Annotated in this window: 20 protein-coding genes; 9 read left to right on the top strand and 11 right to left on the bottom strand. The window is 39.8% G+C overall.

The annotated features are described in order from the left end of the window. Positions 1–123: 123 nt before the first annotated feature. Positions 124–1,974 carry a glutamine--fructose-6-phosphate transaminase (isomerizing) gene (glmS, locus tag RYK20_RS07030; protein ID WP_314603387.1) on the top strand — a complete coding sequence of 617 codons (1,851 nt, stop codon included), beginning with the start codon at positions 124–126 and terminating at the stop codon, positions 1,972–1,974. Here the strand turns inward: glmS and RYK20_RS07025 are convergent, their stop codons facing one another. From RYK20_RS07025 to RYK20_RS07010, 4 genes are read right to left on the bottom strand one after another with little or no spacing between them, the layout of a single operon-like run. Continuing rightward, a complete protein-coding gene (locus tag RYK20_RS07025) occupies positions 1,975–2,607 on the bottom strand; it encodes a TatD family hydrolase (protein WP_314894907.1) in 633 nt (210 codons plus the stop codon). Then, positions 2,600–3,079, bottom strand: a complete 480-nt coding sequence (locus RYK20_RS07020; RefSeq protein ID WP_314894906.1) for a regulatory protein RecX — start codon at positions 3,077–3,079, stop codon at positions 2,600–2,602. Before RYK20_RS07020 ends, RYK20_RS07025 begins: the two co-directional genes overlap by 8 nt. Positions 3,080–3,081: 2 nt before the next feature. Then, positions 3,082–3,522, bottom strand: coding sequence for a hypothetical protein (locus RYK20_RS07015; protein WP_314894905.1), 441 nt, complete (start codon positions 3,520–3,522; stop codon positions 3,082–3,084). 32 nt (positions 3,523–3,554) lie between these two features. Beyond that, positions 3,555–4,472: a ribonuclease Z gene (locus tag RYK20_RS07010; RefSeq protein WP_314894904.1), complete on the bottom strand. Its 918-nt coding sequence runs from the start codon at positions 4,470–4,472 to the stop codon at positions 3,555–3,557. 96 nt (positions 4,473–4,568) lie between these two features. Between RYK20_RS07010 and mfd the strand changes: the two genes are divergently transcribed. The 3 genes from mfd to RYK20_RS06995 all read left to right on the top strand — a co-directional run bounded on the left by mfd (position 4,569) and on the right by RYK20_RS06995 (position 9,431). Further along, a complete protein-coding gene (gene mfd, locus RYK20_RS07005) occupies positions 4,569–7,907 on the top strand; it encodes a transcription-repair coupling factor (protein WP_314894903.1) in 3,339 nt (1,112 codons plus the stop codon). Positions 7,908–8,037: 130 nt separating this feature from the next. After that, positions 8,038–8,856: a hypothetical protein gene (locus RYK20_RS07000; RefSeq protein WP_297980854.1), complete on the top strand. Its 819-nt coding sequence runs from the start codon at positions 8,038–8,040 to the stop codon at positions 8,854–8,856. A 59-nt stretch (positions 8,857–8,915) separates the two neighbouring features. Then, a complete protein-coding gene (locus RYK20_RS06995; protein WP_314894902.1) occupies positions 8,916–9,431 on the top strand; it encodes a DUF3575 domain-containing protein in 516 nt (171 codons plus the stop codon). 80 nt (positions 9,432–9,511) lie between these two features. Here RYK20_RS06995 and argS read toward each other — a convergent pair whose 3' ends face one another. The 5 genes from argS to msrA form a co-directional block, all read right to left on the bottom strand. Then, entirely contained in the window at positions 9,512–11,287 is a 1,776-nt protein-coding gene (argS, locus tag RYK20_RS06990; protein WP_314894901.1) for an arginine--tRNA ligase, read from the bottom strand. A 215-nt stretch (positions 11,288–11,502) separates the two neighbouring features. Further along, on the bottom strand, positions 11,503–12,165 hold the full coding sequence (locus tag RYK20_RS06985) for a peptidoglycan-binding protein LysM (RefSeq protein WP_297980848.1): 663 nt from the start codon (positions 12,163–12,165) through the stop codon (positions 11,503–11,505). 219 nt (positions 12,166–12,384) lie between these two features. Beyond that, a complete protein-coding gene (locus RYK20_RS06980) occupies positions 12,385–13,188 on the bottom strand; it encodes a Cof-type HAD-IIB family hydrolase (protein ID WP_314894900.1) in 804 nt (267 codons plus the stop codon). Beyond that, positions 13,185–13,412 (bottom strand): DUF2007 domain-containing protein, encoded by a 228-nt coding sequence (locus RYK20_RS06975; protein WP_297980843.1) that lies wholly within the window; start codon positions 13,410–13,412, stop codon positions 13,185–13,187. Before RYK20_RS06975 ends, RYK20_RS06980 begins: the two co-directional genes overlap by 4 nt. Next, positions 13,384–13,959, bottom strand: coding sequence for a peptide-methionine (S)-S-oxide reductase MsrA (gene msrA, locus RYK20_RS06970; RefSeq protein ID WP_314894899.1), 576 nt, complete (start codon positions 13,957–13,959; stop codon positions 13,384–13,386). Before msrA ends, RYK20_RS06975 begins: the two co-directional genes overlap by 29 nt. Before the next feature lie 191 nt (positions 13,960–14,150). On the opposite strand from msrA, the gene RYK20_RS06965 reads away from it, so the two are divergent. From RYK20_RS06965 to RYK20_RS06950, 4 genes are all read left to right on the top strand, one after another. Further along, entirely contained in the window at positions 14,151–15,485 is a 1,335-nt protein-coding gene (locus RYK20_RS06965) for a hypothetical protein (protein ID WP_314894898.1), read from the top strand. Between the two features lie 35 nt (positions 15,486–15,520). Then, complete coding sequence (locus RYK20_RS06960) at positions 15,521–17,566, top strand: M13 family metallopeptidase (protein WP_314894897.1); 2,046 nt, start codon at positions 15,521–15,523, stop codon at positions 17,564–17,566. A 148-nt stretch (positions 17,567–17,714) separates the two neighbouring features. Further along, positions 17,715–18,293 (top strand): flavin reductase family protein, encoded by a 579-nt coding sequence (locus RYK20_RS06955; RefSeq protein WP_314894896.1) that lies wholly within the window; start codon positions 17,715–17,717, stop codon positions 18,291–18,293. Positions 18,294–18,334: 41 nt separating this feature from the next. Then, positions 18,335–20,374 (top strand): M13 family metallopeptidase, encoded by a 2,040-nt coding sequence (locus RYK20_RS06950; protein WP_314894895.1) that lies wholly within the window; start codon positions 18,335–18,337, stop codon positions 20,372–20,374. 143 nt (positions 20,375–20,517) lie between these two features. On the opposite strand, the gene aspA is transcribed toward RYK20_RS06950, so the two are convergent. Beyond that, complete coding sequence (aspA, locus tag RYK20_RS06945) at positions 20,518–21,912, bottom strand: aspartate ammonia-lyase (protein WP_314894894.1); 1,395 nt, start codon at positions 21,910–21,912, stop codon at positions 20,518–20,520. A gap of 288 nt (positions 21,913–22,200) precedes the next feature. Here aspA and RYK20_RS06940 point away from each other — a divergent pair, with 288 nt between their 5' ends. Further along, a complete protein-coding gene (locus tag RYK20_RS06940; RefSeq protein ID WP_314894893.1) occupies positions 22,201–23,778 on the top strand; it encodes a Na+/H+ antiporter in 1,578 nt (525 codons plus the stop codon). A gap of 37 nt (positions 23,779–23,815) precedes the next feature. Here the strand turns inward: RYK20_RS06940 and RYK20_RS06935 are convergent. After that, a partial coding sequence (locus tag RYK20_RS06935; protein WP_314894892.1) for a DUF4300 family protein occupies positions 23,816–24,234 on the bottom strand: 419 nt, incomplete at its 5' end.

The raw sequence follows: 24,234 nt of genomic DNA, 5'->3' as shown, positions 1-24,234 counted from the left end.
TTAACCAAGCTACTTTCTTAATAAAACCTTCTATTTTTGCTTGAATTGGGTACAAAGGTACATATTTTCTTTTTTATATCGAAAAAATTGTATCTTTGCACTTGATTTAAAACCGTATTTATTATGTGTGGAATTGTCGGATATATAGGAAATAAGAATGCTTATCCCATTATTATTAATGGACTTAAGCGATTGGAATACAGAGGGTATGACAGTGCAGGATTCATTGTGAATGCAGGCAAATTTGTTCATACTAAAACCAAAGGTAAAGTCTCAGACCTAGAAGAAAAAGCTTCTGAGGAAACCTCTCAGAGTGCAGAAAGTTGCTATGGGATGGGACATACCCGATGGGCTACCCATGGAGTGCCTAACAATGTGAATTCACACCCCCATTTGTCTAATTCTGGAAAAATTGCGATTGTTCATAACGGAATTATTGAGAACTACCTCAGTATCAAGCGTAGATTACAACAAGAAGGATTTACTTTTCATTCGGATACAGATACTGAAGTATTAGTGAATTTTATAGAATTTCTCAAAGACAAAGAGCAAGTACCTCTTGAGACGGCTGTACGATATGCCCTTAATGAAGTTATTGGTGCCTATGCCATTGCTGTGATGGAAGAAGCAAACCCTACTAAGATGGTAGTAGCCCGCTTGGGAAGTCCCTTGGTAGTAGGTATAGGAGAAGGAGAGTTCTTTATTGCCTCTGATGCTTCTCCTTTCATAGAATACACCCAGAATGCCCTCTACTTAGAAGATGGAGAAATGGCAGTCATCGAACTGAATCAGCCTATCGATGTGCGAAAAATCCATAATAACGAGGAGGTAACTCCTTCTGTACAAGAACTCAAGCTCAGCTTAGATGCTATTGAAAAAGGAGGATATGAGCACTTTATGATCAAGGAAATCTTCGAACAACCTCAGTCCATCCAAGATACAATGCGTGGAAGGCTCCTAGAAGATTTCTCCACAAAGCTCTCAGGAATAGAGAATAATCTCAAGCAGTTCCTATCGGCAGAACGTATCATCATCGTGGCTTGTGGTACCTCTTGGCACGCAGGACAAGTGGGAGAATACCTATTGGAAGAACTTGCCCGTATTCCTGTAGAGGTGGAATATGCCTCCGAGTTTCGCTACCGAAACCCCGTTATCCATCCTGGAGATATTGTTATCGCCATCTCCCAGTCTGGAGAGACTGCGGATACCCTAGCTGCACTGAAGCTTGCTAAGGAAAAAGGTGCTTTCATCTATGGAATTTGTAATGTAGTAGGCTCTTCTATTGCTCGCCTTACCGACTCTGGCACTTATACCCACGCTGGTCCTGAGATAGGGGTTGCCTCTACCAAGGCTTTCACTACTCAGCTTACTGTCCTTACTCTGCTAGCACTTCACTTAGGATATAGAAAAGGAACTCTTGACCATCATAACTATAAGAAACTCTGCCAACAACTCTCTCATATTCCAGAATTGGTAGCACAAACCCTTGAAATGACCAAGGATAAAGTTATAGAAATTGCTCAAGAATATAAGGATGTGAATAACTGTATCTACCTAGGAAGAGGACTAAACTTCCCTGTTGCCCTAGAAGGTGCCTTAAAGCTCAAAGAAATATCCTATATTCACGCTGAGGGCTATCCTGCTGCTGAGATGAAACACGGACCTATTGCTCTAATTGATGAGAATATGCCTGTTGTCTTTCTTGCACCTTCTAAAGGTCATTATGAAAAAGTAGTCTCCAATGCTCAAGAAATCAAAGCTAGAAAAGGGAAAATTATTGCTATTGTAACTCAAGGGGATAAGCAAATGACAGATATAGCTGACCATAGCTTAGAAATTCCAGAGGTAGATGAGCTCTTCTCTCCTATCCTAAGTGTTATCCCTCTACAACTTCTCTCCTACCATATTGCAATTATGAGAGGATGCAATGTAGATCAACCTCGTAACTTAGCTAAATCAGTTACAGTGGAATAATTATCTTTGTTTGAAAAAATTTGTCTGAAACACCTCAGAGAGCTTCTCTGGGGTGCTTTTTTTCCATAAAGCTACCTGATGATAGAGCCTTTCAATAGGTAGAGAGGATTCATCTGTCTCCAAAAAGAAATCTGAGACATCTAATTGTTGAGCCAATAGTTGAAGACGCTGATCATATAGAAGAGCTTCCCCAAAGGAGAGTTTTATTCCTACATTTAGTAGAGAAAGAGCCGTTGATTCGTTTTTATGAAAACCGTGCAATACCCATAATTGCTTAGGCTTCAGCTTCTTGTACAGATGAATAATTTCAGCATAGCTCCTTACACAATGGATAAGCAATGGCTTACAGAGTTCTTCCGAAAGCCTTATATGTTTCTCAAATAGGGAGATTTGCTCTGTGATAGAAGTAGAAGCTCTCTTATCCAAACCACATTCACCTATAGCTACACATTTTTCAAGTGAAGTTCTCTGTAAGAGCTGTTGCCACTGCTCTTGAGGGTTTTCTATATAACAAGGATGTATTCCTACCGAGAAACGCCCTCCTTCATAGGAAGATGAAGGAAAGCAGTTCTGTACCTCATTAGCTGACAAAGCCTTATGTGTATGCACATTGAAGAGCTGGAAATTAGTCATAGGGGAATAGTTCTACAGCTTTACGATAAACCTTCTGAGATTCCCATCCTTTATAGAGTAGATAATCAGCAAGCTTACGCCTAGCTTTTTGGATATTCTTCTCAGTGATGGTATCAGCTTTCTTTTGGGCAAGCGCATCAAAGGCTTCTTCATATTCATCCTCTATCTCCTGCATTGCACATTCTATATTATAAGGAGATATTTCACGAAATTTCAACTCCCGAATGATACGTACCTTTCCCCATTTTTTATACAGAAACTTTCCCCTAGCAAAACTTCTAGCAAAGCGTTCTTCATTAAGGTAATTCTCTTGAATAAGAGTTGCTATAATTAGTTCTATTGCCTCGGGAATCATTCGCATCTGCCTAAGCTTCTGGAGTACTTCTTTATGGCAACGCTCTTGATAGTTACAATAGCGTTCCATTCGTTCCTTAGCTTCGGCTACTGTATAGGTCTTTACCGTTTCTTCCATTGCTAGAACGCTAACCACGTTTTCCAAGGAAGCACCCCTAGAATAAGAAGCAATCCTATGGCATAGAAGATAAGAATTTTCTTGAAAGCACCTCGGTCAGTCTTTTGTTTTTTATGTAATGACCATCCTATGGTAATAAGAATAGCTGCGACAAGCCCAAAAGGATGTTCTACAAGCATTTTTCTTAGGTAGGCATCTTTCATTACCTTAGCTCCCAAGGCTCCCCAGCTCTGAAGGAGAGGAGTTACTACATAAAGAATAAGTCCTAAAGTCACCTGTAGATGGGTAAAGATAAGGGCAAAAAGATGAATACGCAAATCTTTCTTAGTGTATGCACGCTTTTGCAAGAGTCCTAAGAGTGCATTAACTACTGAAAAGAGCAAGAATCCCAACACCAAATAGGCAGTTAGGGAATGTGTTGTTTTAAGAAGTTGATATAACATATGTTTGCATTTTGAGGGGCAAAGATACAACTTTAATCCTCATCTGCAAAAACAAATTCTTTTCCATCTTCACTCAGGAGCGTATGAGCAAATACCCTTTGCGCTTCTTCTTGAAAAAGACTTTTTTCTCTATAACGTGAAGAATAATGCCCTAGAATAAGAGTTTTAGCCCCTGCTTCCTTGGCTATCTGTGCGGCTTGTAAGGCTGTAGAATGTTTGGTACGTTCAGCTAGAGCTATGTTATCCTCTAAGAAAGTAGCTTCGTGGTAGAGCACTTGTACACCCTGAATCAGAGGTATTAAGGAAGGTAAGTAGGCTGTATCACTACAAAAAGCATAACTCTGTGAAGGAGGGGGAGGAAAACTCAAGCGTTCGTTTGCAATACGTTCTCCATTCTCAAGGATTACATCTTTTCCGTCCTTAATATTCTGAAAATAACACCGCTCGATTCCTAAGGCGCGTACAGCCTCTACATTCAGCCTACGCTCACGAGGTTTCTCCTGAAAAAGAAAACCATTGGCATAGATACGATGGTCTAAAGGTAGTGTACGTACTGTAAGACGATCATCTTCAAAGATAAGTTCGCTTTTCTTAGAAGTAAGTTCGTGGAAGATAACAGGAAAGCTCTTATAACCTCCACTGACCTCAAGCATCAGCTCAATTGCCTGCTTAGCCCCTTGAGGTGCATAGATATGCAACTCTGCTTCACGCCCTTGTAGCTGAAAAGTAGAAATCAGCCCTGGAAGTCCATAAAAGTGGTCTCCATGTAGGTGAGAGATGAAAACGTGCTTAATACGGGCAAACTTGGCACTGGATAGGCGTAAAGCCATCTGGGTACCTTCTCCACAATCAATCAGAAACAGATGACCTCTGAATTCCAATAGCTGAGAGGTGGTACGTGCCCTATCACGTGGGCAGGCACTATGACAACCTAAGGTTATGAGCTTCATTGTATTTTCTTTCCGCAAAGATACGTATTTTTTCTGAAATTATTGTACTTTTGCACTGCTAAAAAACAAACAAATCCTGATAACTTTAGCCCAAAAATGAATAAAGAACTTCTCCTTGAAAACCTACTGAGGAAAGAAACCCTCACCCATATAGAACAATACCTAGCTGAGAAAACCCCTTTCTATATAGAAGGACTGGTGGGCTCAGCTACAGCTATGATTTTAGCGTCTATTTTCCAGAGAACTCCCTTACCTCTTCTCTATGTATGTGATGATAAGGAACAAGCCGCTTACCTACTCAATGACCTAGAACTTTTGCTAGGGCAGGAACAGGTACTTTTCTTTCCTAGTAGTTACCGCCGTCCTTACCAGAGTGAAGAAACCGATAATGCCAATGTACTTCTACGTGCAGAAGTCCTTAGCCAATTACAGGGAAGGGGAAAAGTTGTCGTTTCCTATAGTGAAGCCCTCTTTGAGAAGGTGATCACTCAGGAACAGCTCCAGAAGAACACTCTTCTGCTAAAAGCTGGAGAAGCCCTTTCTTTAGATTTTTTGAATGAAACCCTCTTTGAGTATAATTTCATACGTACAGATTTTGTTAGTGAACCTGGTGAATTTTCTGTCCGTGGGGGGATTGTGGATATTTTTTCATTCTCGAATGACACTCCTTATCGTATAGAATTCTTTGGGGATAAAGTAGAGAGCATCCGTACTTTCGACGTAGAAAACCAACTTTCTATCCAACGAGTGCCTTCGGTAACTATTATTCCTAACATTGAGAATAAATTAGCTGGTGAAAAACGTTCTATTTTCCTAGATGTACTCCCTGCCAATACACTTATTTTTACCCAAGATTATGAATTTTTTGCTCCTAAATGGGCAAAAATGTTCCAGAAGGCAGAAGAAACTTTTGCTTCCCTCTCTGATGGGGTAGCACACCTGAGTCCTTCGGCTCTTTTCTGTAGTGAAGAGGAAGCAACTCGCGCCTTTGAAAGTCGTTATTTTATCAAAATCAATCCTGTAGACCCTTTAGGAGAAAGTGGCGAAGCTGTTTCGTTCTCAATGCGCCCACAACCTTCATTCAACAAACGCTTTGAGCTCCTTGCCAAGCACCTACAGGAGAAGTATTCCGAGGGATATACCAATTATATCTGTTGTGCTACTGAACAACAGACGCAACGTTTTCTAGATATCTTCTCGGAACTACAGCAAGGAGAGGTTCCTTGCGAACTCCTTCCTTTCCCTATTGCTATGGGATTCACTGACCTTGGGAACAAAATCAACTGTTATACTGATCACCAGATTCTGGAACGTTATCACAAATTTTCCATTCGTAATGGCTATACCAAGAAGCAAGCTATCACCCTACAGGAGCTTCACCAGCTTACAGTAGGGGACTATGTAACCCATATAGACCACGGTATAGGGAAGTTTGCTGGACTTCAGAAAATAGAGGTAGAAGGCAAGCAACAGGAAGCTATCAAGCTCCTCTATGGGGATAGAGATGTACTCTATGTGAGTATCCATTCCTTACATAAAATTAGCAAATATAATGGCAAAGAAGGCACTGTCCCTAAGCTCTATAAGCTAGGAAGCCAAGCCTGGAAAGCCCTCAAGCAGAAAACCAAAGCCCGAGTAAAGCAAATTGCTTTCAACCTCATCAAACTCTATGCTGCTCGTAAAGAAGCTACAGGATTCGCCTTTGCACAAGATTCTTATCTACAGAAAGAACTTGAAGCCTCTTTTATCTATGAAGACACTCCTGACCAAAGTAAAGCCTCACAAGAAGTAAAGCTGGATATGGAAAGCCCACGCCCTATGGATAGGCTTGTATGTGGAGATGTAGGCTTCGGGAAAACAGAAGTTGCTATCCGTGCTGCTTTCAAGGCGGTGGATAATAGCAAGCAAGTAGTTGTATTGGTTCCTACTACCATCTTAGCCTTTCAGCATTACCAGACCTTCTCTGAGCGTCTTAAGGGGCTTCCTGTACGAATAGAATACCTGAACCGATTCCGCACGACCAAGGAAAAAAATCAGATTCTTTCCGACCTCTCTGAAGGAAAAATAGATATCCTTATAGGAACTCACCAGATTGTAGGCGAGAAAGTCAAATACAAGGACTTAGGCTTACTCATCATAGATGAAGAGCAAAAGTTTGGGGTAGCAGTCAAGGATAAGCTCAAAACCCTACGAGCTCATATAGATGTGCTCACTCTTACGGCAACCCCAATCCCGAGAACACTCCAATTCAGCCTGATGGCAGCTCGAGACCTCTCGGTAATTACCACCCCTCCACCTAACCGATACCCTATTGATAGTCAAGTAATTCCATTCAGTGAAGAGGTTATCCGTGATGCTATATCCTATGAACTACAACGGGGCGGACAGGTATTTTTCATCCATAACCGTGTAGAAAATATCAAAGAAGTAGCAGGAATGCTCCAGCGATTGGTACCTGATGCACGTATAGGCATCGGGCACGGGCAGATGGAAGGAAAAGCTCTGGAAGAAGTGATGCTCGCCTTTATCAACGGAGATTATGATATCCTTGTAGCTACCACCATTATAGAGAGCGGATTAGATGTTCCCAATGCTAATACCATTTTCATTCATCAAGCACAACGCTTTGGTCTCTCTGACCTCCACCAGATGCGAGGACGGGTAGGGCGCAGTAATAAGAAAGCTTTCTGTTACTTCATTACTCCTCCTCTCTCTGAACTTCCGGAAGATTCTCGAAAGCGTATCCAAGCCATCGCTCAATTCTCCGATCTAGGAAGTGGTATCCAGATTGCAATGAAAGACCTTGAGATACGTGGTGCAGGAGACCTTCTAGGAGGTGAGCAGAGTGGTTTTATTAATGACATTGGTTTCGATGCTTACCAGAAAATTCTCCAAGAAGCAGTGCTAGAACTCAAGGAAAACGAATTTGCCGACCTCTATGCCGAAACAGAACCAGAAGCCTCTTTTGTTACTGATACACAGATTGATAGCGACTTTGAACTCCTTTTCCCTGATAACTATATCAATAGTATCTCCGAACGCTTGAAGCTGTATAACCAGCTCAGTAGTCTCAAGGATGAGGATGAACTTGCTTCCTATGAACTACAACTAATAGACCGTTTTGGTGCTCTTCCTACTCAAGCAAAGGACTTACTAGATTCGGTGCGCATCAAGTGGATTGCCTCACAGATGGGAATGGAACGACTGATAATGAAGCAGGGCAAGATGATAGGCTACTTTATCCCTGACCAACAGAGTAAGTTCTACCAAAGCAATGCCTTCCAACGAGTACTTACTTTTGTTCAGCGTAATAATGATAAATGCAGACTCTCAGAGAAAGAAACCCGTAATGGCTTACGCCTTATCCTCTCTTTTGAGCAGATACATTCCATAGAGAAAGCCATACGAATCCTTTCCTTATTCAATGAAAAATAAGTATTTCCTTAAGAGCTAAAAGGCTAAAAGCAGGAGAAGATTTGAGGAGGAAAAAATACCTATTCCAATCATTGTTTTTTCATAATTATTTCCTACTTTTGCGCCCTGAAATTCATAAAATTTTTAAAAAATGAAAAAAGTATTTTTTTTGTTACTCTTAGCAGTTGTGGGAAGTACCCAAGCACAGGAGCGATATACAGAAAAGAACAAAGGTAAATTCTTCCTCTTCTGGGGAGGTAATCGTGGGTATTATACCAATTCTGATATTACCTTCCGTGGTGACGATTACCAATTCACCATCAATGATGTAGAAGCAGTAGACAGACCTAAAGGCTGGCATATTGACTATATCAACCCCTTGCGTATGACTATCCCACAAACAAACTTCCGATTAGGCTATTATGTAGGGGATAACTGGACAATCTCCGCAGGAGTGGATCATATGAAGTATGTAATGGTGCAAGACCAAACAGTAAAAATAAATGGTCGTGTGAATGCAGGAACTGCTCACGATGGAGTCTATAATAATGTAGATAAAGTACTCACTGAGGACTTCCTTACTTTTGAACATACCGATGGACTTAACTATGTACTTGTGGAAGGAGCTCGTGTGGATGATATCTCTAGCCTTTTTGGCATCCGCAATACTGACAAAATCCAAATCAATCTTACAGAAGGATTAGGCTTTGGAGTTCTTTATCCTAAGACTAATACTAAGATTCTTAATCGCGAGCGTTATGACGAGTTCCACGTCGCAGGAGTAGGTATGAATGCTAAGGCAGGCTTACACGTAGCTCTTTTCAAGCATCTGATGCTAGTGGGAGAACTCCGTGGTGGTTACATTAATATGTATGATGTTCGTACCACAATGAGTAAAAGCGATCGCGCACATCACGATTTCTTCTTCTTTGAAACAATGCTCGCCTTAGGGTGGATTTTTCGACTATAAAATTAGTTTATTCCAAAAAAAATAGTATTTTTGCACTTTAAAAATAAAAACTCACCATTATGAAGAAATTATTTTTCTCAATGGCATTGGTACTCACTTCTTTAAGTGCCTTTGCTCAGACGTATAAGAATGAAGTAAAGCTTAATATCCTTAATGTAATTGCAGTTCCTTCGGTGGAATTGGGATATGAGTATTACTTGGATGACAACCAGTCAGTAGATGGAGAACTGTTCTTTATTGACCGTTTTTCTTACTTTCCTAAAAATGGAGGGAAGTTCAATGCTACGAGCTTTAAGGTTGGATATAACTATTATTTTGACTCTACCGATGCAGTAGGAGTCTATCTTAATCCTTTTATCAAAGCACGTTTTGGTAAATATACCAAAGATGGAGAAGCTGATACAAGCTTGAATGCATTCATCATAGGTGTAGGAGCTGGTTATGCTTGGGTATTCAACAGTAAGTTTGTAGTGGCTCCTTATGTAAATATAGGACGCAATTTCAGCAGTGCTGTTAATGAAAAGTTCTGGGCTGTAGAGCCTAATGCAGGAGTTCGCTTAGGGTTTCGTTTTTAATCATAATGTTTATTGTTTTTTGATTTGTAAAACTGTCCCCTTTCGGGGACAGTTTTTTTATGGAAAAAATTCAAAAACAATTACATTCTTTCTGGTACCTGAATTCCCAATAAGTCGAATCCTATAGCAATTACTTCGGCTACCTTGGCAGAGAGCTGTACTCTGAAGGCTCGCTTCTGAAGGTCTTCTTCCCCTAAGATAGAGACATTCTGATAGAATGAGTTAAATTCTTTCACGAGCTCATATACATAATTAGCTATTACAGCAGGGCTATAGGTAAGAGCTGCATTCTGGACTACTCCAGGGAAGAGCAATAGGAGCTTAAGGAGTTCTTTTTCCTTAGGATGCAAGGAAATATTGGTTGAGAAAGTCTCTTGGGTTCCTGCCTTACGCAGAATAGACTGAATACGAGCATATGTATATTGGATAAAAGGACCCGTATTCCCTTGAAAGTCTATAGATTCCTCTGGATTAAAAGCAATTCGTTTTTTAGGGTCTATCTTAAGGATATAATACTTAAGAGCGCCTAATCCTATGATATGATAAAGTTCTTCTTTTTGCTCCTGAGAATAGCCTTCTAGCTTGCCCAATTCCTGAGAAAGTTCTTGGGCAACAAATACCATTTCCTGCATTAGATCATCGGCATCTACTACAGTGCCTTCTCGACTTTTCATTTTCCCATTAGGAAGTTCTACCATTCCATAACTTAGGTGATAGAGCTGTTGTGCCCACGAGAAACCTAATTTCTGTAAGATGAGGAAAAGCACCTTAAAATGGTAATCCTGTTCGTTCCCTACAGTATAAATCATTCCTGTAGTACTAGGGAAATCTTCTTCTACACGCTTAGTAGCTGTTCCAAGATCCTGAGTGATATATACTGAAGTCCCATCAGAGCGTAACACAAGCTTCTCATCTAGTCCGTCTTCAGTAAGGTCTATCCATACAGAGCCATCTTCCTTACGATAAAAAACACCTTGTTCTAGCCCTCGCTGTACGATATCCTTCCCTAATAGATAGGTCTCACTTTCATAATAGTTCTTGTCAAAGCTAACTCCTAGGTTTTTATAAGTTACTGCAAAGCCGTCATATACCCATTGGTTCATTCGCTTCCAGAGAGCAAGCACCTGAGTATCACCTTGTTCCCATTTACGAAGCATTTCTTGAGCTTGTAGGAAGATAGGGGCAGTACGCTCAGCCTCTTCTTTGGTTTTTCCTTCTGAGATAAGCTGTTCTATTTGTTCCTTATAGGCTTTATCAAAAAGCACATAGTACTTTCCTACGAGCTTATCTCCTTTGATTCCTGTACTTTCAGGAGTCTCACCTTTACCAAAAAGTTGCCAAGCCACCATTGACTTACAGATATGTATTCCTCTGTCATTGATAATCTGGGTTTTATATACTTTTTTCCCTGTTGCCTCTAGAATCTTCGCCATAGAGAAGCCCAAGAGATTGTTACGGATATGCCCCAAGTGCAGAGGTTTGTTGGTATTAGGAGAAGAGTATTCTACGATAATTGCAGGTGCATCTTGAGTAACAGACACCTTTCCATAAGCCTTGTTGGGAAGAATTTCCTGTAGAAACTGCAAGAAATAATGATCGGCAATAGCTATATTTAGAAAGCCTTTGACCACATTATAACCTATTATTTCAGGCACTTGTGCTTCCAAATAAGCTCCTATACGCTCTCCTATTTCCTCTGGCTTGGCTTTGATGAGCTTAAGCAAAGGAAAAAGCACAAGAGTAAGGTCTCCCTCGAATTCCTTACGTGTCTGCTGAAGTTCTAGTTTCTCTATGGATACCCCATAGCACTCCTCAACAGCTTTTTTTGCATTTTCTAAAAGAATATTCTCTAACATCTCTTCACTGTTTAAGATAGCAAAAATACGAAAAATAATCCTATTGAATATCCCTATAGGAAAATTTTTCATTCAGACTGCAAAATTAGTGTATATCACCTCGTGAAACAAGTATCAGCGTGGTTAAATGTATAACAATTATTTGTTAGCTCTTGTTAAAGACAAGAGAGACTCTCCATATTGGAAAGTCTCTTTAGAATCAGTTTATTACGTTTCTATATAATCTTTCTACCGTCATACTCACTCGCAGGAATCTGAGAGAGGTCAAAATTCTGAAAGCTCTTGAGGTAATTAGTAATGGTAGTACCATTGGCGTCGGCATACATACTTTTGCCCTTGGACTTAAAGAAAGATTTCACACTATTAACCCCTACTAGGTGAGCTGCAGCAAGAATCCCTGATTCAGTAACCAATACTCCCGCTACGTATTTGCCTGAATAATCTCTGATTTCATTGCGTAGTTTCCACTTATTATGAGAGAGGCTCCTATCAAAGAGCTTTTCCTGTAAGGAAGGACTGTTAAGAAAATCCTTTTCAGAAATACCATAGAACTTAAGGGCTGATTTTCCAAATTGATACTTCCCTATATGCCCATAAGGATTGGTAATAAAGTAGTTATTTCGGGATTCTCGATACCCCATTTTTTCCCTGAACCCAATAAGGTTATTACTTTCTCTGATAAGAACGGATAGTTCTGTAAGAGGTACGAAATCCTGATGTACAGCCACAGGCTTTGGTGTTTCTACTTTCAGGCTTTGGTGAAGGTCTTCACGGGTTCCCAAGGAGGGAAGTAAGAGTAGTGTAATAAGAGCAGTGATACTTAATGAAACTAATAAGCTCTCTACCCAAGTAAAAAACATTTTTTTAGATTGAAGCATTTTACATTTTTTCTTTAAGACTTACCTCTTTTTACTGTTTAGAAAAATTCTAAATAATTCTAAACAAAGAGCGCTTAAAATTTCACGGCGCAAAAGTACGTCTTTCTAAGAATACTGCAATATCCCTATTTAAAGTTTAGTTAATTCCTCCTTTTTATTTGGAAAATTCAATTTATTAACAAAAACGAAGAATCCAAAAAAAGATAGCATTCTTTTTTGTTAAGAAAAAAGATTTAGATTTAACTTTTTATCAATTGTTTTTAACACTCCATTCTCATTATTATCTTTTTCTGTTATATAATTAGCAACCGCCTTGACTTCTTCCTCTGCATTCTTCATTGCGTAGCTGAAAGAAGCCTGCCTCATCATCTGGATATCATTAAGGTGATCACCGAAAGCCATTGTTTGTTCAGGAGTGATTTCCAAGGCTTTCTGAAGGGCAACAAGAGCTTCTCCTTTGTTAGCTCCCGCATTGGTAATATCTATCCAATGAGTCCCTGAAAGAGTAATGGTAAGCCCTTCCTGAGCCAGAACAGAGAGTGTAGGAAGAGTATTCGTCCTAGCATTAATAGGGTCATAAAGGGATACTTGACTAATAGGTTCAGGCACCTCACTAAGGTCACTTACCTTAATCACCGAAGTGTTATAGATACGTACTTGGGATTCTGCATAGGGAGTCGTTGGGAAAAGATATGTATGAGCCCTAGAATACAATCCTACAGCTACCTGTGAAGAAGGCTTCACTACTGAAAGGATACGTTGTAGGTGATAGGGACTAAGAGTATTTTCATAAAGCACCTTATCATTTCGCATTAGTAAGGTGCCATTCTGGGCAATAAAGCTCATCTGTTCCTTGATAGGAGCAAAAAATTGAAGCAAACTCGTATATTGCCTACCACTTGCCACACAGAAGGTGATTTCTCGCTGTTGTAAGGCTTTAAAAAGACGCATAAAATCCTTGGGAAACTCGTGATTGGTGTTCAGGAGTGTCCCATCCATATCGGAAACAATCAGCTTTATCATTCACTTTTGAGATTTAGCTCTTGGAGGATTTCATTGGCTTTTTCCCATTGGTCTTCAAAGACAAATACTTGCTGATCAGTACCTAAAGCTCCATAACCTGCAATAGAAGCAGAAGTCATTGGATCCTTGATAATAGGGCTTATCTGTGCCTCTTCAAGGGCACTGGTAAGGAGGGTTACCTGTGGTAGATTCCCTTCATAGAGTTTTTTGAGTTCGGTTTTCATTTTCTATTGTTTGGTATTGAGGTTTAATTTTAGAATTGAACAAATTGTGTATCTTATTGATTTTAGGAGCAATAGAGAATATACAATAGCCTCTATCAGTATTATTTTCGTAATAGTTCTGGTGATAATCCTCCTGTGCAGGATAGAACTCCATTGCAGGAAGAATTTCAGTAACAATAGGCGCCTCAAAGTACAGCTTCTGAGCCTGCTCTCTGCTCAAGAGAGCTTGCTGGTGCTGGGCTTCTGAGGTATAGAAAATTACTGAGCGATACTGAGTTCCTATATCATCCCCTTGTTGGTTAAGAGAGGTAGGATCATGAGCTTGCCAAAATATCTCAAGAATTTCCATATAAGTAATTAGCTGAGGATCAAAGGTGATTTGTACTGCTTCAGCATGACCTGTCTCCTCATTACATACCTGCTTATAGGTAGGATGAATCACATTACCCCCTATAAAGCCAGAGACCACTTCCTCTACTCCTACAAGCCGCCTATAGATAGCTTCCATACACCAAAAACACCCTCCTGCTACAATCGCTGTTTCCATAATATTGCTTAGTTATCTGGAGCAAAGTTACAAAAAAAATTTAGATGTTTTCTCTCTTTCTCAGAAAAATCAATCTTTGAGGTACCTTATTTGTAATCATTGGATAAGAGAATGGTAATTCATAGAAGAAAAACTTGTCTTTTTCTGAAAAAATTCTTATTTTTGCGTCTTATATAAAAGTCATTTTTTCAATGAAAAACTATTTTTTGCACGCTACCATATGGGTACAATTGGCTTTAGTCTCCATAAGCATTCTCTTAGGTATAGGGCTTATTTTTCTAGACGAATTCTTCTATAGTGATCTCCAATTTTATTTCTTTAAGGATACACTTTTTACCTTACTTACTATCACTCCTATATCGGATACTATTACGGATCTAGATAATTCCTTTCACCTCTCATCAGTAACTACTCTTATTGTAAGTGTGAGCTTCTTTGCCTTAAGCTTATTCTTAGGTGCCCTGATAGCTCCTTTGTGGTATACTGCTAAGCGACAGGCGCCCAAGTCTCTATCTCCTTGGGTAAGGAATATCCTCTGGGGAGAGCTTATTTATATAGGTGTTCTTGAAATAGCCTCTGTGATGTGGTTTTTCCGCAATATCTACTATTACAGCCTATGGGAGGATCATACAGGACTTATTTTCATCTATCTTTTTTCCGTTGGGTTCCCTCTATTTCTATTAGGAAAATTTCTCAGAAAAAAGCATATTAACTTATTAGGAAACTCTGCTTTGATCCTTGCAGGCTTAATAATGCTCTACGGCTTAGGTGTAAGCTTCTATACTTATCAAAGAACCGATACTACTCCTAATGAATACGGCTATTATGAGTCTGATGATTCAGATTATGACTATGATGATGCGTATTATGATGACGAAAACGGCTATGAAGAAGATGGAGGGGGACAGGACTATTCCGAAGAAGATTCCTCTGAGGATTTTTATTGGAATTTTAACCAATTCAATACAGATTCCTTGGACCTACTCTTTCGTGAGCGCAGTTATACTTATGGTACAGAATACTATGAATTCAGCCCTTACCTAAAACCTCTTCCCGAAAGTAACCGTTATTTTGCGCAATATTACGAAAATCAGCATACCCTCTATCACCTCCAGAAATATATAAATCGGGATAATAAAAAATTAGAATCTTTCTGGCATTACTTCGGCGATGAAATCGTACGCCGAATGAAGGAAGAAACCCATCAGCTTAAGCCTAGTAAAGGAGGAGAATTCAGCCTTGCACAGCAATTAGAATACCTTATGGCTATATATCCTCTTATGGAAGAAAACGATAAACTATATAAGGAAATCCTGAAAATAATGGATAGAGAAGAAGATCCTGATACTCAGGTAGAAGCTCTACAATCTTTATTTAACAGATATTATATTAATGAATTTCAGGATGATAGATATAATTATGGCAGTTATTTCGTCCGATGGGCTTTCACCTTCTGGGCACGCCGTTACCGAGAGGGGAATATCCCTGCTTGCTTGAGCATTCTGAGCCAAATAACAGCACCTTAAGCTTGATAAAACATCTGAAAAAAATCTATATTTTTATGAATAAGAATGTACAAAAACTCTGTTTGTATGCTTCCTTGAGCTTCTTGGTAGCTTGTGGTTCCCATTCTAATAAGAAAAATGATCCTATAGAACGTGGAATAGACCTCAAAGCTATGGACACCTCAGTGCGCCCCCAAGATGATTTCTATAATTATGTCAATGGAAATTGGATGAAAACCGCCGAAATTCCAGCGGACAAAACCAATTGGGGTTCCTTTACGATGCTTCGTGAAATCACTGATGAGAACTGCCTAACCATTCTAGATAATCTCCTGAAGGAGACCTATCCTACAGGAAGTGAAGGGCAGAAAATAAAAGACCTATATGAAAGCTATCGGGACTGGAACCGACGTAATGCGGACGGACTCTCCCCCCTCCAAAGTCAATTTGACGAGATTGACCAAATAAAAAATCTCTCAGACTTACAAAAATATCTAGAAAAGGATACCCGAAGAGGAGGTAATCCTATCTGTGATTGGGGTGTAGGTGCCGATAAAAAGAATTCCCAAGTTAATGCTGTCTATCTAGGAGCTTTTTCCGTAGGTATGGCTCGTGATTACTACCAAAAACAAAGCGAAAGCAATACCAAAGCTCTCGTTAAGTATGAGGAGTATCTCACTGCTCTTTTTAACCTCATCAAAGAGAAAAATGCAGCAGAAAAAGCTAAGCAAATTGTTGATTTTGAGCGAAATATCGCAAAGCTAATGTATACTAATGAGGAAAGAAGAAACCCTAACATTCTTTATAACCCTCAGTCAATGAATGAGTTATCAGCTTTAGTCAAGAACATCAATCTGCCTGAATACCTCAAGAATGTAGGGGTCAATACCGATAAGGTAATCGTAGGAGAAATGCGCTTATATAAGGCTTATGATAGCTTTGTAAATGAACAAAACTTACCCTTACTTAAGGATTATCTTAAGATTCAAACCATCGCAAATAATACACATACACTAAACCAAGAGCTAGATCAGCTTTCTTTTGGCTTCTATAGTACCTACCTAAAAGGAATCAAAGAACAACGCCCTATGAATAAGCGGGCTCTGGGTATCATTAATGGATTATTAGGAGAGGCTTTCGGAAAGCTCTATGTAGAAAAATTCTTCCCTGCTAAGGCAAAAGAAGAAATGATTGTTCTGATTGACTACCTTAAGAAGAGTTTTGCTCAACACATCAAGGAAGTAGAATGGATGTCTGCCCCTACCAAAGAAAAAGCATTGGCTAAGCTAGCTAAAATGGGAGTAAAGGTTGGTTATCCTGACAAATGGACTGATTATTCTCAGCTGACCATTGCTCCAGCTTCACAAGCCTCTTATTTTGAAAACGTATCCAATGTACGAGCTTGGCGCTACCAAAAGAGCCTAGCTGATGTAGGGAAGCCTGTGGATAAATCCCGCTGGAGAATGACCCCTCAGAACGTGAATGCTTACTATAATCCTCAAGGTAATGAGATTGTATTCCCTGCAGCTATCCTTCAAGCCCCTTTCTTCAGCTTCGATGCTGATCCTGCTGTAAATTTCGGAGGTATAGGAGCCGTTATCGGACACGAAATGACTCACGGATTCGATGATAGTGGTGCTGAATTCGATGCTGATGGAAACCTTAAGAATTGGTGGACTCCTCAGGACAAGGAAATCTTCAAGAAAGTAACAGGAGCTCTTGCTACTCAGTTTAACAAATACGAACCGGTAAAAGGGCATTTTGTCAATGGTACCCTTACCAGTGGGGAGAATATCGCTGACCTTGGCGGGGTCAATATTGCTTTCGATGCGCTACAACTCTATCTTAAAGATCATGGAAAAGTAGGCAAAATCAGCGGACTTACTCAGAACCAACGCTTTTTTATCGCTTGGTGTACCGTATGGCGGGCAGTAGCCAGAGAAAAATACCTTATCAATCAGCTAAAAACAGACCCTCATACCCCTCAGGCAATCCGTGCCTATGCTCCTTTCCTTAATATCAATGCTTGGTATAAGGCATTTGATGTAAAAAAAGGAGACAAGCTCTACAAATCCCCCGAAGAACGTGTAAAAGTTTGGTAGTTTTAATCAGTTAATAAATATTGGGTTGTCCTTTCTGGACAACCCAATATTTTTCTGAATTTTCTAAAATTAGAATTAACAAATAATAACTTATTCCCAATCATTATTTTTTGTATCTTTGCCTTATTATTCTAAATCATAAAGTATTATGAAATCATTTCTACCTAATATGTTCTACTATGGGTTCCCTGTAGTATTACTTACTACTCTTGACGAGAAAGGAAAGGCAGATATCACTCCTATCTCCTGTACTTTTACTCTGGGAACAAATGCCGTCATCGCCTTGGTCAAGCTCAATCAGGTGTATGATAATGTTAAGAGTACTCCTGAAGCTGTTTTCAACCTCCCTACTGCCCAGATGTGGGAACAAGTGGAGGCGATTGCTCCTTATACCGCCAAGAACCCTGTCCCTCCTCAGAAAGCTAGTAAATACACCCATACTGAGGATAAATTTACACTAGGAGGTTTTACCCAATTAGCCTCTGAAAAGGTACGCCCTCCTCGTATAGCCCAGTGTCCCATACAGGCCGAAGCTAAGGTAATAAATATCATTGATCGCGATACCTATGCCTTAGTAGAACTTGAATTTGTACAAGTACACGCTGAAGATGACTTGGTGATAGAAGGAAATAAGATAAATCCTCTCAAGTGGGAACCTCTCATCTATAACTTTAAGCACTATTATGGCTTAGGAGAACACAAAGGACTGACTTTCTCTATTAAGTAACGGTAATAAAATATTGAATAATTCATCAATTCCTAAAAAATATGAACAAAATTCCCTTCTGTGCTTGCCTAGCTCTTATAGTGGCTTGTGGCAACTCTACTAAAAAAGACAGTATGAAAGAAGAAACAACTGACAAAGGCTTAGACCTTTCTGCTATGGACTCCTCTGTACGTCCTCAAGATGATTTTTATAACTTCGTCAATGGAGGATGGATGAAGACTAACAAAATCCCTGCCGATAAGCCTTCTTGGGGTACTTTCTATATGCTTCGGGAAGAAACTGACGAGCAGTGCCTGACCATTCTTGATAACCTCCTAAAGGAACAATATCCAGCTGGAAGTGAGGGAGAAAAAATACAAATTCTCTACAAGAACTATATGGATATGGATGCTCGTAACAAAGCAGGACTTACCCCTCTAGAGCCTACCCTTAAGAAAATTCAAGCAATACAAAACCTCTCTGACCTACAGGCTTACCTAGAAGAGGCAACCCCTCTAGGAGAAAACCCTATCTGTGGCTGGGGCGTATATGCTGATATGAAGGATTCTAACCAGAATACTATCTATCTGGGTAATTTTGGGCTCGGACTCGGAAGAGATTATTACCAAAAAGAAAGTGATAGCAATACAGAGGCTATCACTAAGTACCAGACTTTTGTAACGGATATCTTTAAGCTCTTAGGAGAGCCAAAGGCTGCCGAGAAAGCTGCTCAACAGGTCGCTTTTGAGAAAGACCTCGCCAAACTGATGCTTACCAATGAGGAAGATCGCGACCCAAATCGTAGCTATAACCCTCAGACAATGGAGGAACTCTCCAAGCTCGTGAAAAACCTTAATCTCCCCGCTTACCTCAAGAAAGTAGGGGTAAATACCGATAAGGTGGTGGTTAGTGAAATTCGTTTATACAAAGAATATGATAAGTTTCTCAATGAAAAGAACTTACCCTTAATAAAGGATTACCTTCGCTACCAGCTTGTTGCCAATAATGCTACCAACTTAGATGCCACTCTAGACGAGCTCTCTTTTGATTTTTATAGCAAATACCTCAGAGGACAACAGGAGCAACGCCCTATGAACAAGCGTGCTCTTTCCCTCATCAATGGGGTTGTAGGAGAAGCTTTCGGAAAACTATATGTAGAAAAATATTTCCCTGCCAAAGCTAAGGAAGAAATGGTAACCCTTGTAGGATACCTTAATAAGAGCTTTGCTGAACATATTAAGAATGTAACTTGGATGAGTGCAGATACTAAAGAAAAAGCTCTTCATAAGCTTAGCACTTTCAAGGTAAAAGTAGGTTATCCTGATAAATGGGAGGACTATAGTAAGCTCCAGCTTAATGGGCAAGCTTCTCTCTTTGAAAACTTACGTGAGGTAGCCAGATGGGCTTACCAGAAAAGCTTAGAAGAGGAAGTAGGCAAACCCGTAGATAAGAGCAAATGGGGGATGACTCCTCAAACGGTTAATGCATATTACAATCCACTCTATAATGAGATCGTATTCCCTGCAGCTATCCTACAGCCTCCATTCTTCAACTTTGAAGCTGATCCTGCTGTGAATTTTGGAGGTATAGGTGCTGTAATTGGCCACGAGATTACACACGGATTTGATGACAGTGGTGCCGAGTTCGATGCTGAAGGAAACCTTCAAAACTGGTGGACTCCTGCTGATAAAGAAAACTTTGAAAAAGTTACTGCGGCTCTTGCTAAGCAATTTGACCAGTATGAACCTGTAAAAGGAATCTTTGTTAATGGTATTTTCACCAATGGAGAGAATATCGCTGACCTAGGTGGCGTAAACATTGCTTATGATGCCTTACAAATGTACCTAAATGACCACGGAAAGATAGAAAAAATCAGTAACTTTACCCAAGAACAACGCTTCTTTATCTCTTGGGCAACTGTATGGCGTACCCTCTCCACCGATGCTTATATGACTAACCAGGTGAAGACAGACCCTCATACTCCTGGCTATTTCCGTGCTTTTGCACCACTAACCAATGTAGATAGCTGGTATAAGGCGTTTGATGTAAAAGAAGGTGATAAGCTCTATAAAAAACCTGAAGATCGTATCAAAATATGGTAGTTCTCTGAAATTAACTAAAAGAATAGATAACAGAATCTGTTATCTATTCTTTTTTTACTCATAATGAACATATTCAAACTAAAAAAAGCTCTCCAAAATAGGAGAGCTTTCTAAAAAACATTATGATACAAGTATTCAGCTGCTTATTTAGCCACAATCATATTCTTAGGATCAAGGATTTCATCCAATTTTTCTTTGGAAAGCAATCCGTGATCAAGGACTAAGTCATACACTGCTTTACCTGTCTGTAAGGCTTCTTTAGCAATTTTGGTACTGTTTTTATAACCTATGTAAGGATTAAGGGCTGTTACAATACCTATACTATTTTTCACCATATTAAGGCATACTTCACGATTAGCTGTAATACCTACTATACACTTATCCTTAAGGGTATCTACTGAATTCTGTAAGAATACGATAGATTCCATAATAGACTGACAGATCACAGGTTCCATTACGTTAAGCTCCAATTGTCCTGCTTCAGCTGCGAAAGTAACGGTAAGGTCATTTCCAATTACCTTAAAGCACACTTGGTTCACTACTTCTGGAATTACAGGATTTACCTTTCCAGGCATAATAGATGACCCTGGTTGCATAGGAGGTAAGTTGATTTCGCTCAATCCTGCACGAGGTCCTGAAGCTAATAAACGTAAGTCATTACATATCTTAGAAAGTTTTACAGCAAATTTTTTCAATCCTGAAGAGTAGAACACATAAGAACTAGTATCAGGAGTAGCTTCCACCAAGTCGTGAGAAAGTACAAATGCCTCTCCAGTGGCTTTAGCTAAGTTCTCTGTACATAGCTTTGCATAACCGTGAGGGGCATTAAGTCCTGTACCTATAGCGGTACCTCCCATATTAATTTCTAATAATGATTTAGCTGTTTTCTCAAGTGTAGCAATCTCTGCTTCAAGGCTCACTGCATAAGCTTCAAATTCCTGCCCGAGAGTCATCGGAACAGCATCTTGTAATTGCGTACGTCCCATCTTAATTACATTGGCAAACTCCTGTCCTTTGGCACGGAAAGCCTTTGCAAGCTCTTTTACGTGTTTTACCAATGTTTTATTCATATTGAATAACGCTAGCTTAATGGCTGTTGGATAAGAGTCATTGGTAGACTGAGAGCAATTCACGTGGTCATTAGGATAACAATGTACATAGTCTCCTTTTTCATATCCTAGAATTTCCAAAGCACGGTTAGCAATTACCTCATTGGAATTCATATTTACAGAGGTACCTGCACCTCCTTGGAACATATCTACAGGGAATTGGTCGTGGAGCTTTCCATCTATTACTTCTTGGCTGGCTTTTTCTATTGCGGCTCCTATTTCTTTAGGAAGTACCCCTAAAGCAGCATTGGCTTGAGCAGCTGCTAATTTTACAAAAGCGAAAGCTCGGATGAACTCAGGATAATCACTCATCTTACTTCCTGAAATGTGAAAGTTCTCTATGGCACGTTGGGTTTGTACACCATAGTAAGCATCTTTGGGAACTTGTAGTTCTCCCAAGAGGTCGGATTCTATTCTAAACTCCTTCATATATAAATGTTTTTATTTATCTGAAAAGTGGTGCTAAGTTACGTTTTTTTTCTCATATAACCCACTTTTTTGACCGTTTTTTTGCGATTCACCACTTTCTCATCCTTATTATGGAAAACTTAAAAAAAACTCTTCTTTCTTGTTAAAAACATACCTTTTTATCAAGATTTCTTAGAATCTTATCCCCTCCTTTTGCTTTATTTTTACATAAAAGATGTTTTTGTCTTATTTTTCTTCCTCTTAAAACAACTTTTTTATATCTTTGCATCGGTAAAATAATATTTTCCTATGGTTGCCTACTTTCCTTACTTGCTCTTATTACTTATTGTAATCATTGCGCTGACAATGTTAGCCAATCGTATCCGAATCGCCTATCCTATTCTTCTAGTTTTGGGAGGGTTAGTAATGGCAATGACTCCAAACTTACCTAATGTTACTATAGACCCTGACTGGGTATTAATTATTTTTCTTCCTCCCCTACTCTATGCCGATTCTTGGGCTATCTCACTGAAAGAGATTTGGAAGTGGAGGCGTATTATCCTGAGTTTTGCTTTTATAGTTGTATTCATTACCGCAGCAGCTGTGGCTTGGGTTGCCAATATGGTCTTACCTGGATTTTCCCTTGCCTTAGGCTTCCTACTTGGAGGAGTGATAGGCTCTACCGATGTGGTAAGTGTCTCGGCTATTCTTAAGTTTGTCAAAGTACCTCATCGGTTATCTACAATTTTAGAAAATGAGAGTTTGTTGAATGACGCCTCCTCTTTGATTGTATTCCGATTTGCAGCTCTGGTGGTTACCACAGGGCAGTTCGTATGGTATGAGATGGCGGGAGGATTTCTCTGGGTAGTCTTCGGAGGACTTCTTATAGGACTTCTTATAGGATGGATACTTAAGCTCCTACACCAGTGGCTCCCCACCGATGCGAATATGGACATCGTTCTTACCCTTGTGACTCCTTACCTTATGTATATGATTGCCAACGAGGCTCAAGCATCAGGCGTACTGGCTGTGGTGGCTGGAGGGGTATACTTACATCATCATAGGAATACCATCTTCCCCGCCTCCACCCGTAATAAAGTGATGGCTGTATGGGACAATATTATTTTTATTCTTAATGGTTTAGCGTTCTCTCTCATAGGGCTAAGTCTTCCTCAGATTCTTGAAGGGATAAGGGAGGAAGGAATCAGCCTTACTACCGCCACTTATTATGGATTGCTTATTACAGGAACTCTCATTGGAGTACGTATTTTGTGTGCCTATGGAGCAATTGTTACCACCCAAATTATGAAACGGTTTATCAAAGTAGCTGACGGACGTAGGTATCACAATATTGGTGTTCCACTAATTCTAGGATGGGCTGGGATGCGAGGAGTTCTCTCCCTAGCGGTAGCCCTCTCTATTCCCCTTACGCTGGATAATGGAGCGCCTTTCCCTTACCGTAACCTCATTCTGTATATAACCTTTATCGTTATTCTGGTAACTCTTATCCTCCAGGGACTTACCCTTCCTTTTCTCATTAAGTGGGTGAAGTTCCCTGACTATGATGACCATATTCCTGATATAGAAGCAGAAACCCTTATCCGTAAGGAGCTTGCTCGTGTAGCTTTGGAATATATGGACATCCACTATAAGGAAGGCATTACCAATAGTTTTCTCCTACAGAATCAAAAGGACATATGGCAATTCCACTTGGACACTCCTAAGTGTAGTGCTACCCCTGAAGTCCGTGAAAAATATATTGCAATCCTACGACACCAAAGGGATTTCCTTGAACAGATGAACAAAAACCCTCGTATCAATGAGGAACTTATCCGATCTTTCGAAAGGCAAATCAACCTAGAAGAAGAAAAATGGGAGAATAGCTAATATCAAAAAAGCTATCCTTTTCAGGATAGCTTTTAAACTATAGATTTGCTTTCTTATACGGATTGGGACGGTAACCTTCCATTAATGCATTGTTTTCCATTATAAACGGAATTGCATTGGGTTGCTCCCATTCCACATCGTAGTGGTTCATTAGGTAATCACTTAGCTGGGTGCGATTATCAAAAATAATTGCCTGATAAGGCTCTTGGAAAGCAAGTTTTTCCACAAAAAGAAGTTTGCCCTCATAGGGAACCAATACTCCTACGTGTCCTACAAAAAGGGTATTTTCCTCAGGGGTGATTTGGGAATGGAAAACTGCTGAGATAAGCGATGCCTTGGTAGAGTCTCCCTTATAGCGAAAAGAGATACCCCGCTCCTTCCAAGCCTTTTGCATAGTGTGCAAATGGGTATTGATATCCTTGGTATTGGTGGTAGGCACCTCGGTAAAGAGCGCAA

Origin of the sequence: uncultured Capnocytophaga sp. (assembly GCF_963525585.1) — a bacterium.
Classification (GTDB): Bacteria; Bacteroidota; Bacteroidia; order Flavobacteriales; family Flavobacteriaceae; genus Capnocytophaga.
Note: the sequence above shows the minus strand (reverse complement) of the source record. Positions and strands in the feature narration are given on the sequence as shown.

Excerpts from the sequence above, each read along its gene's own strand:
- glmS (WP_314603387.1), top strand. The coding sequence starts at position 124 with ATGTGTGGAATTGTCGGATATATAGGAAATAAGAATGCTTATCCCATT.
- RYK20_RS07025 (WP_314894907.1), bottom strand. The coding sequence starts at position 2,607 with ATGACTAATTTCCAGCTCTTCAATGTGCATACACATAAGGCTTTGTCA.
- RYK20_RS07020 (WP_314894906.1), bottom strand. The coding sequence starts at position 3,079 with ATGGAAGAAACGGTAAAGACCTATACAGTAGCCGAAGCTAAGGAACGA.
- RYK20_RS07015 (WP_314894905.1), bottom strand. The coding sequence starts at position 3,522 with ATGTTATATCAACTTCTTAAAACAACACATTCCCTAACTGCCTATTTG.
- RYK20_RS07010 (WP_314894904.1), bottom strand. The coding sequence starts at position 4,472 with ATGAAGCTCATAACCTTAGGTTGTCATAGTGCCTGCCCACGTGATAGG.
- mfd (WP_314894903.1), top strand. The coding sequence starts at position 4,569 with ATGAATAAAGAACTTCTCCTTGAAAACCTACTGAGGAAAGAAACCCTC.
- RYK20_RS07000 (WP_297980854.1), top strand. The coding sequence starts at position 8,038 with ATGAAAAAAGTATTTTTTTTGTTACTCTTAGCAGTTGTGGGAAGTACC.
- RYK20_RS06995 (WP_314894902.1), top strand. The coding sequence starts at position 8,916 with ATGAAGAAATTATTTTTCTCAATGGCATTGGTACTCACTTCTTTAAGT.
- argS (WP_314894901.1), bottom strand. The coding sequence starts at position 11,287 with ATGTTAGAGAATATTCTTTTAGAAAATGCAAAAAAAGCTGTTGAGGAG.
- RYK20_RS06985 (WP_297980848.1), bottom strand. The coding sequence starts at position 12,165 with ATGCTTCAATCTAAAAAAATGTTTTTTACTTGGGTAGAGAGCTTATTA.
- RYK20_RS06980 (WP_314894900.1), bottom strand. The coding sequence starts at position 13,188 with ATGATAAAGCTGATTGTTTCCGATATGGATGGGACACTCCTGAACACC.
- RYK20_RS06975 (WP_297980843.1), bottom strand. The coding sequence starts at position 13,412 with ATGAAAACCGAACTCAAAAAACTCTATGAAGGGAATCTACCACAGGTA.
- msrA (WP_314894899.1), bottom strand. The coding sequence starts at position 13,959 with ATGGAAACAGCGATTGTAGCAGGAGGGTGTTTTTGGTGTATGGAAGCT.
- RYK20_RS06965 (WP_314894898.1), top strand. The coding sequence starts at position 14,151 with ATGAAAAACTATTTTTTGCACGCTACCATATGGGTACAATTGGCTTTA.
- RYK20_RS06960 (WP_314894897.1), top strand. The coding sequence starts at position 15,521 with ATGAATAAGAATGTACAAAAACTCTGTTTGTATGCTTCCTTGAGCTTC.
- RYK20_RS06955 (WP_314894896.1), top strand. The coding sequence starts at position 17,715 with ATGAAATCATTTCTACCTAATATGTTCTACTATGGGTTCCCTGTAGTA.
- RYK20_RS06950 (WP_314894895.1), top strand. The coding sequence starts at position 18,335 with ATGAACAAAATTCCCTTCTGTGCTTGCCTAGCTCTTATAGTGGCTTGT.
- aspA (WP_314894894.1), bottom strand. The coding sequence starts at position 21,912 with ATGAAGGAGTTTAGAATAGAATCCGACCTCTTGGGAGAACTACAAGTT.
- RYK20_RS06940 (WP_314894893.1), top strand. The coding sequence starts at position 22,201 with ATGGTTGCCTACTTTCCTTACTTGCTCTTATTACTTATTGTAATCATT.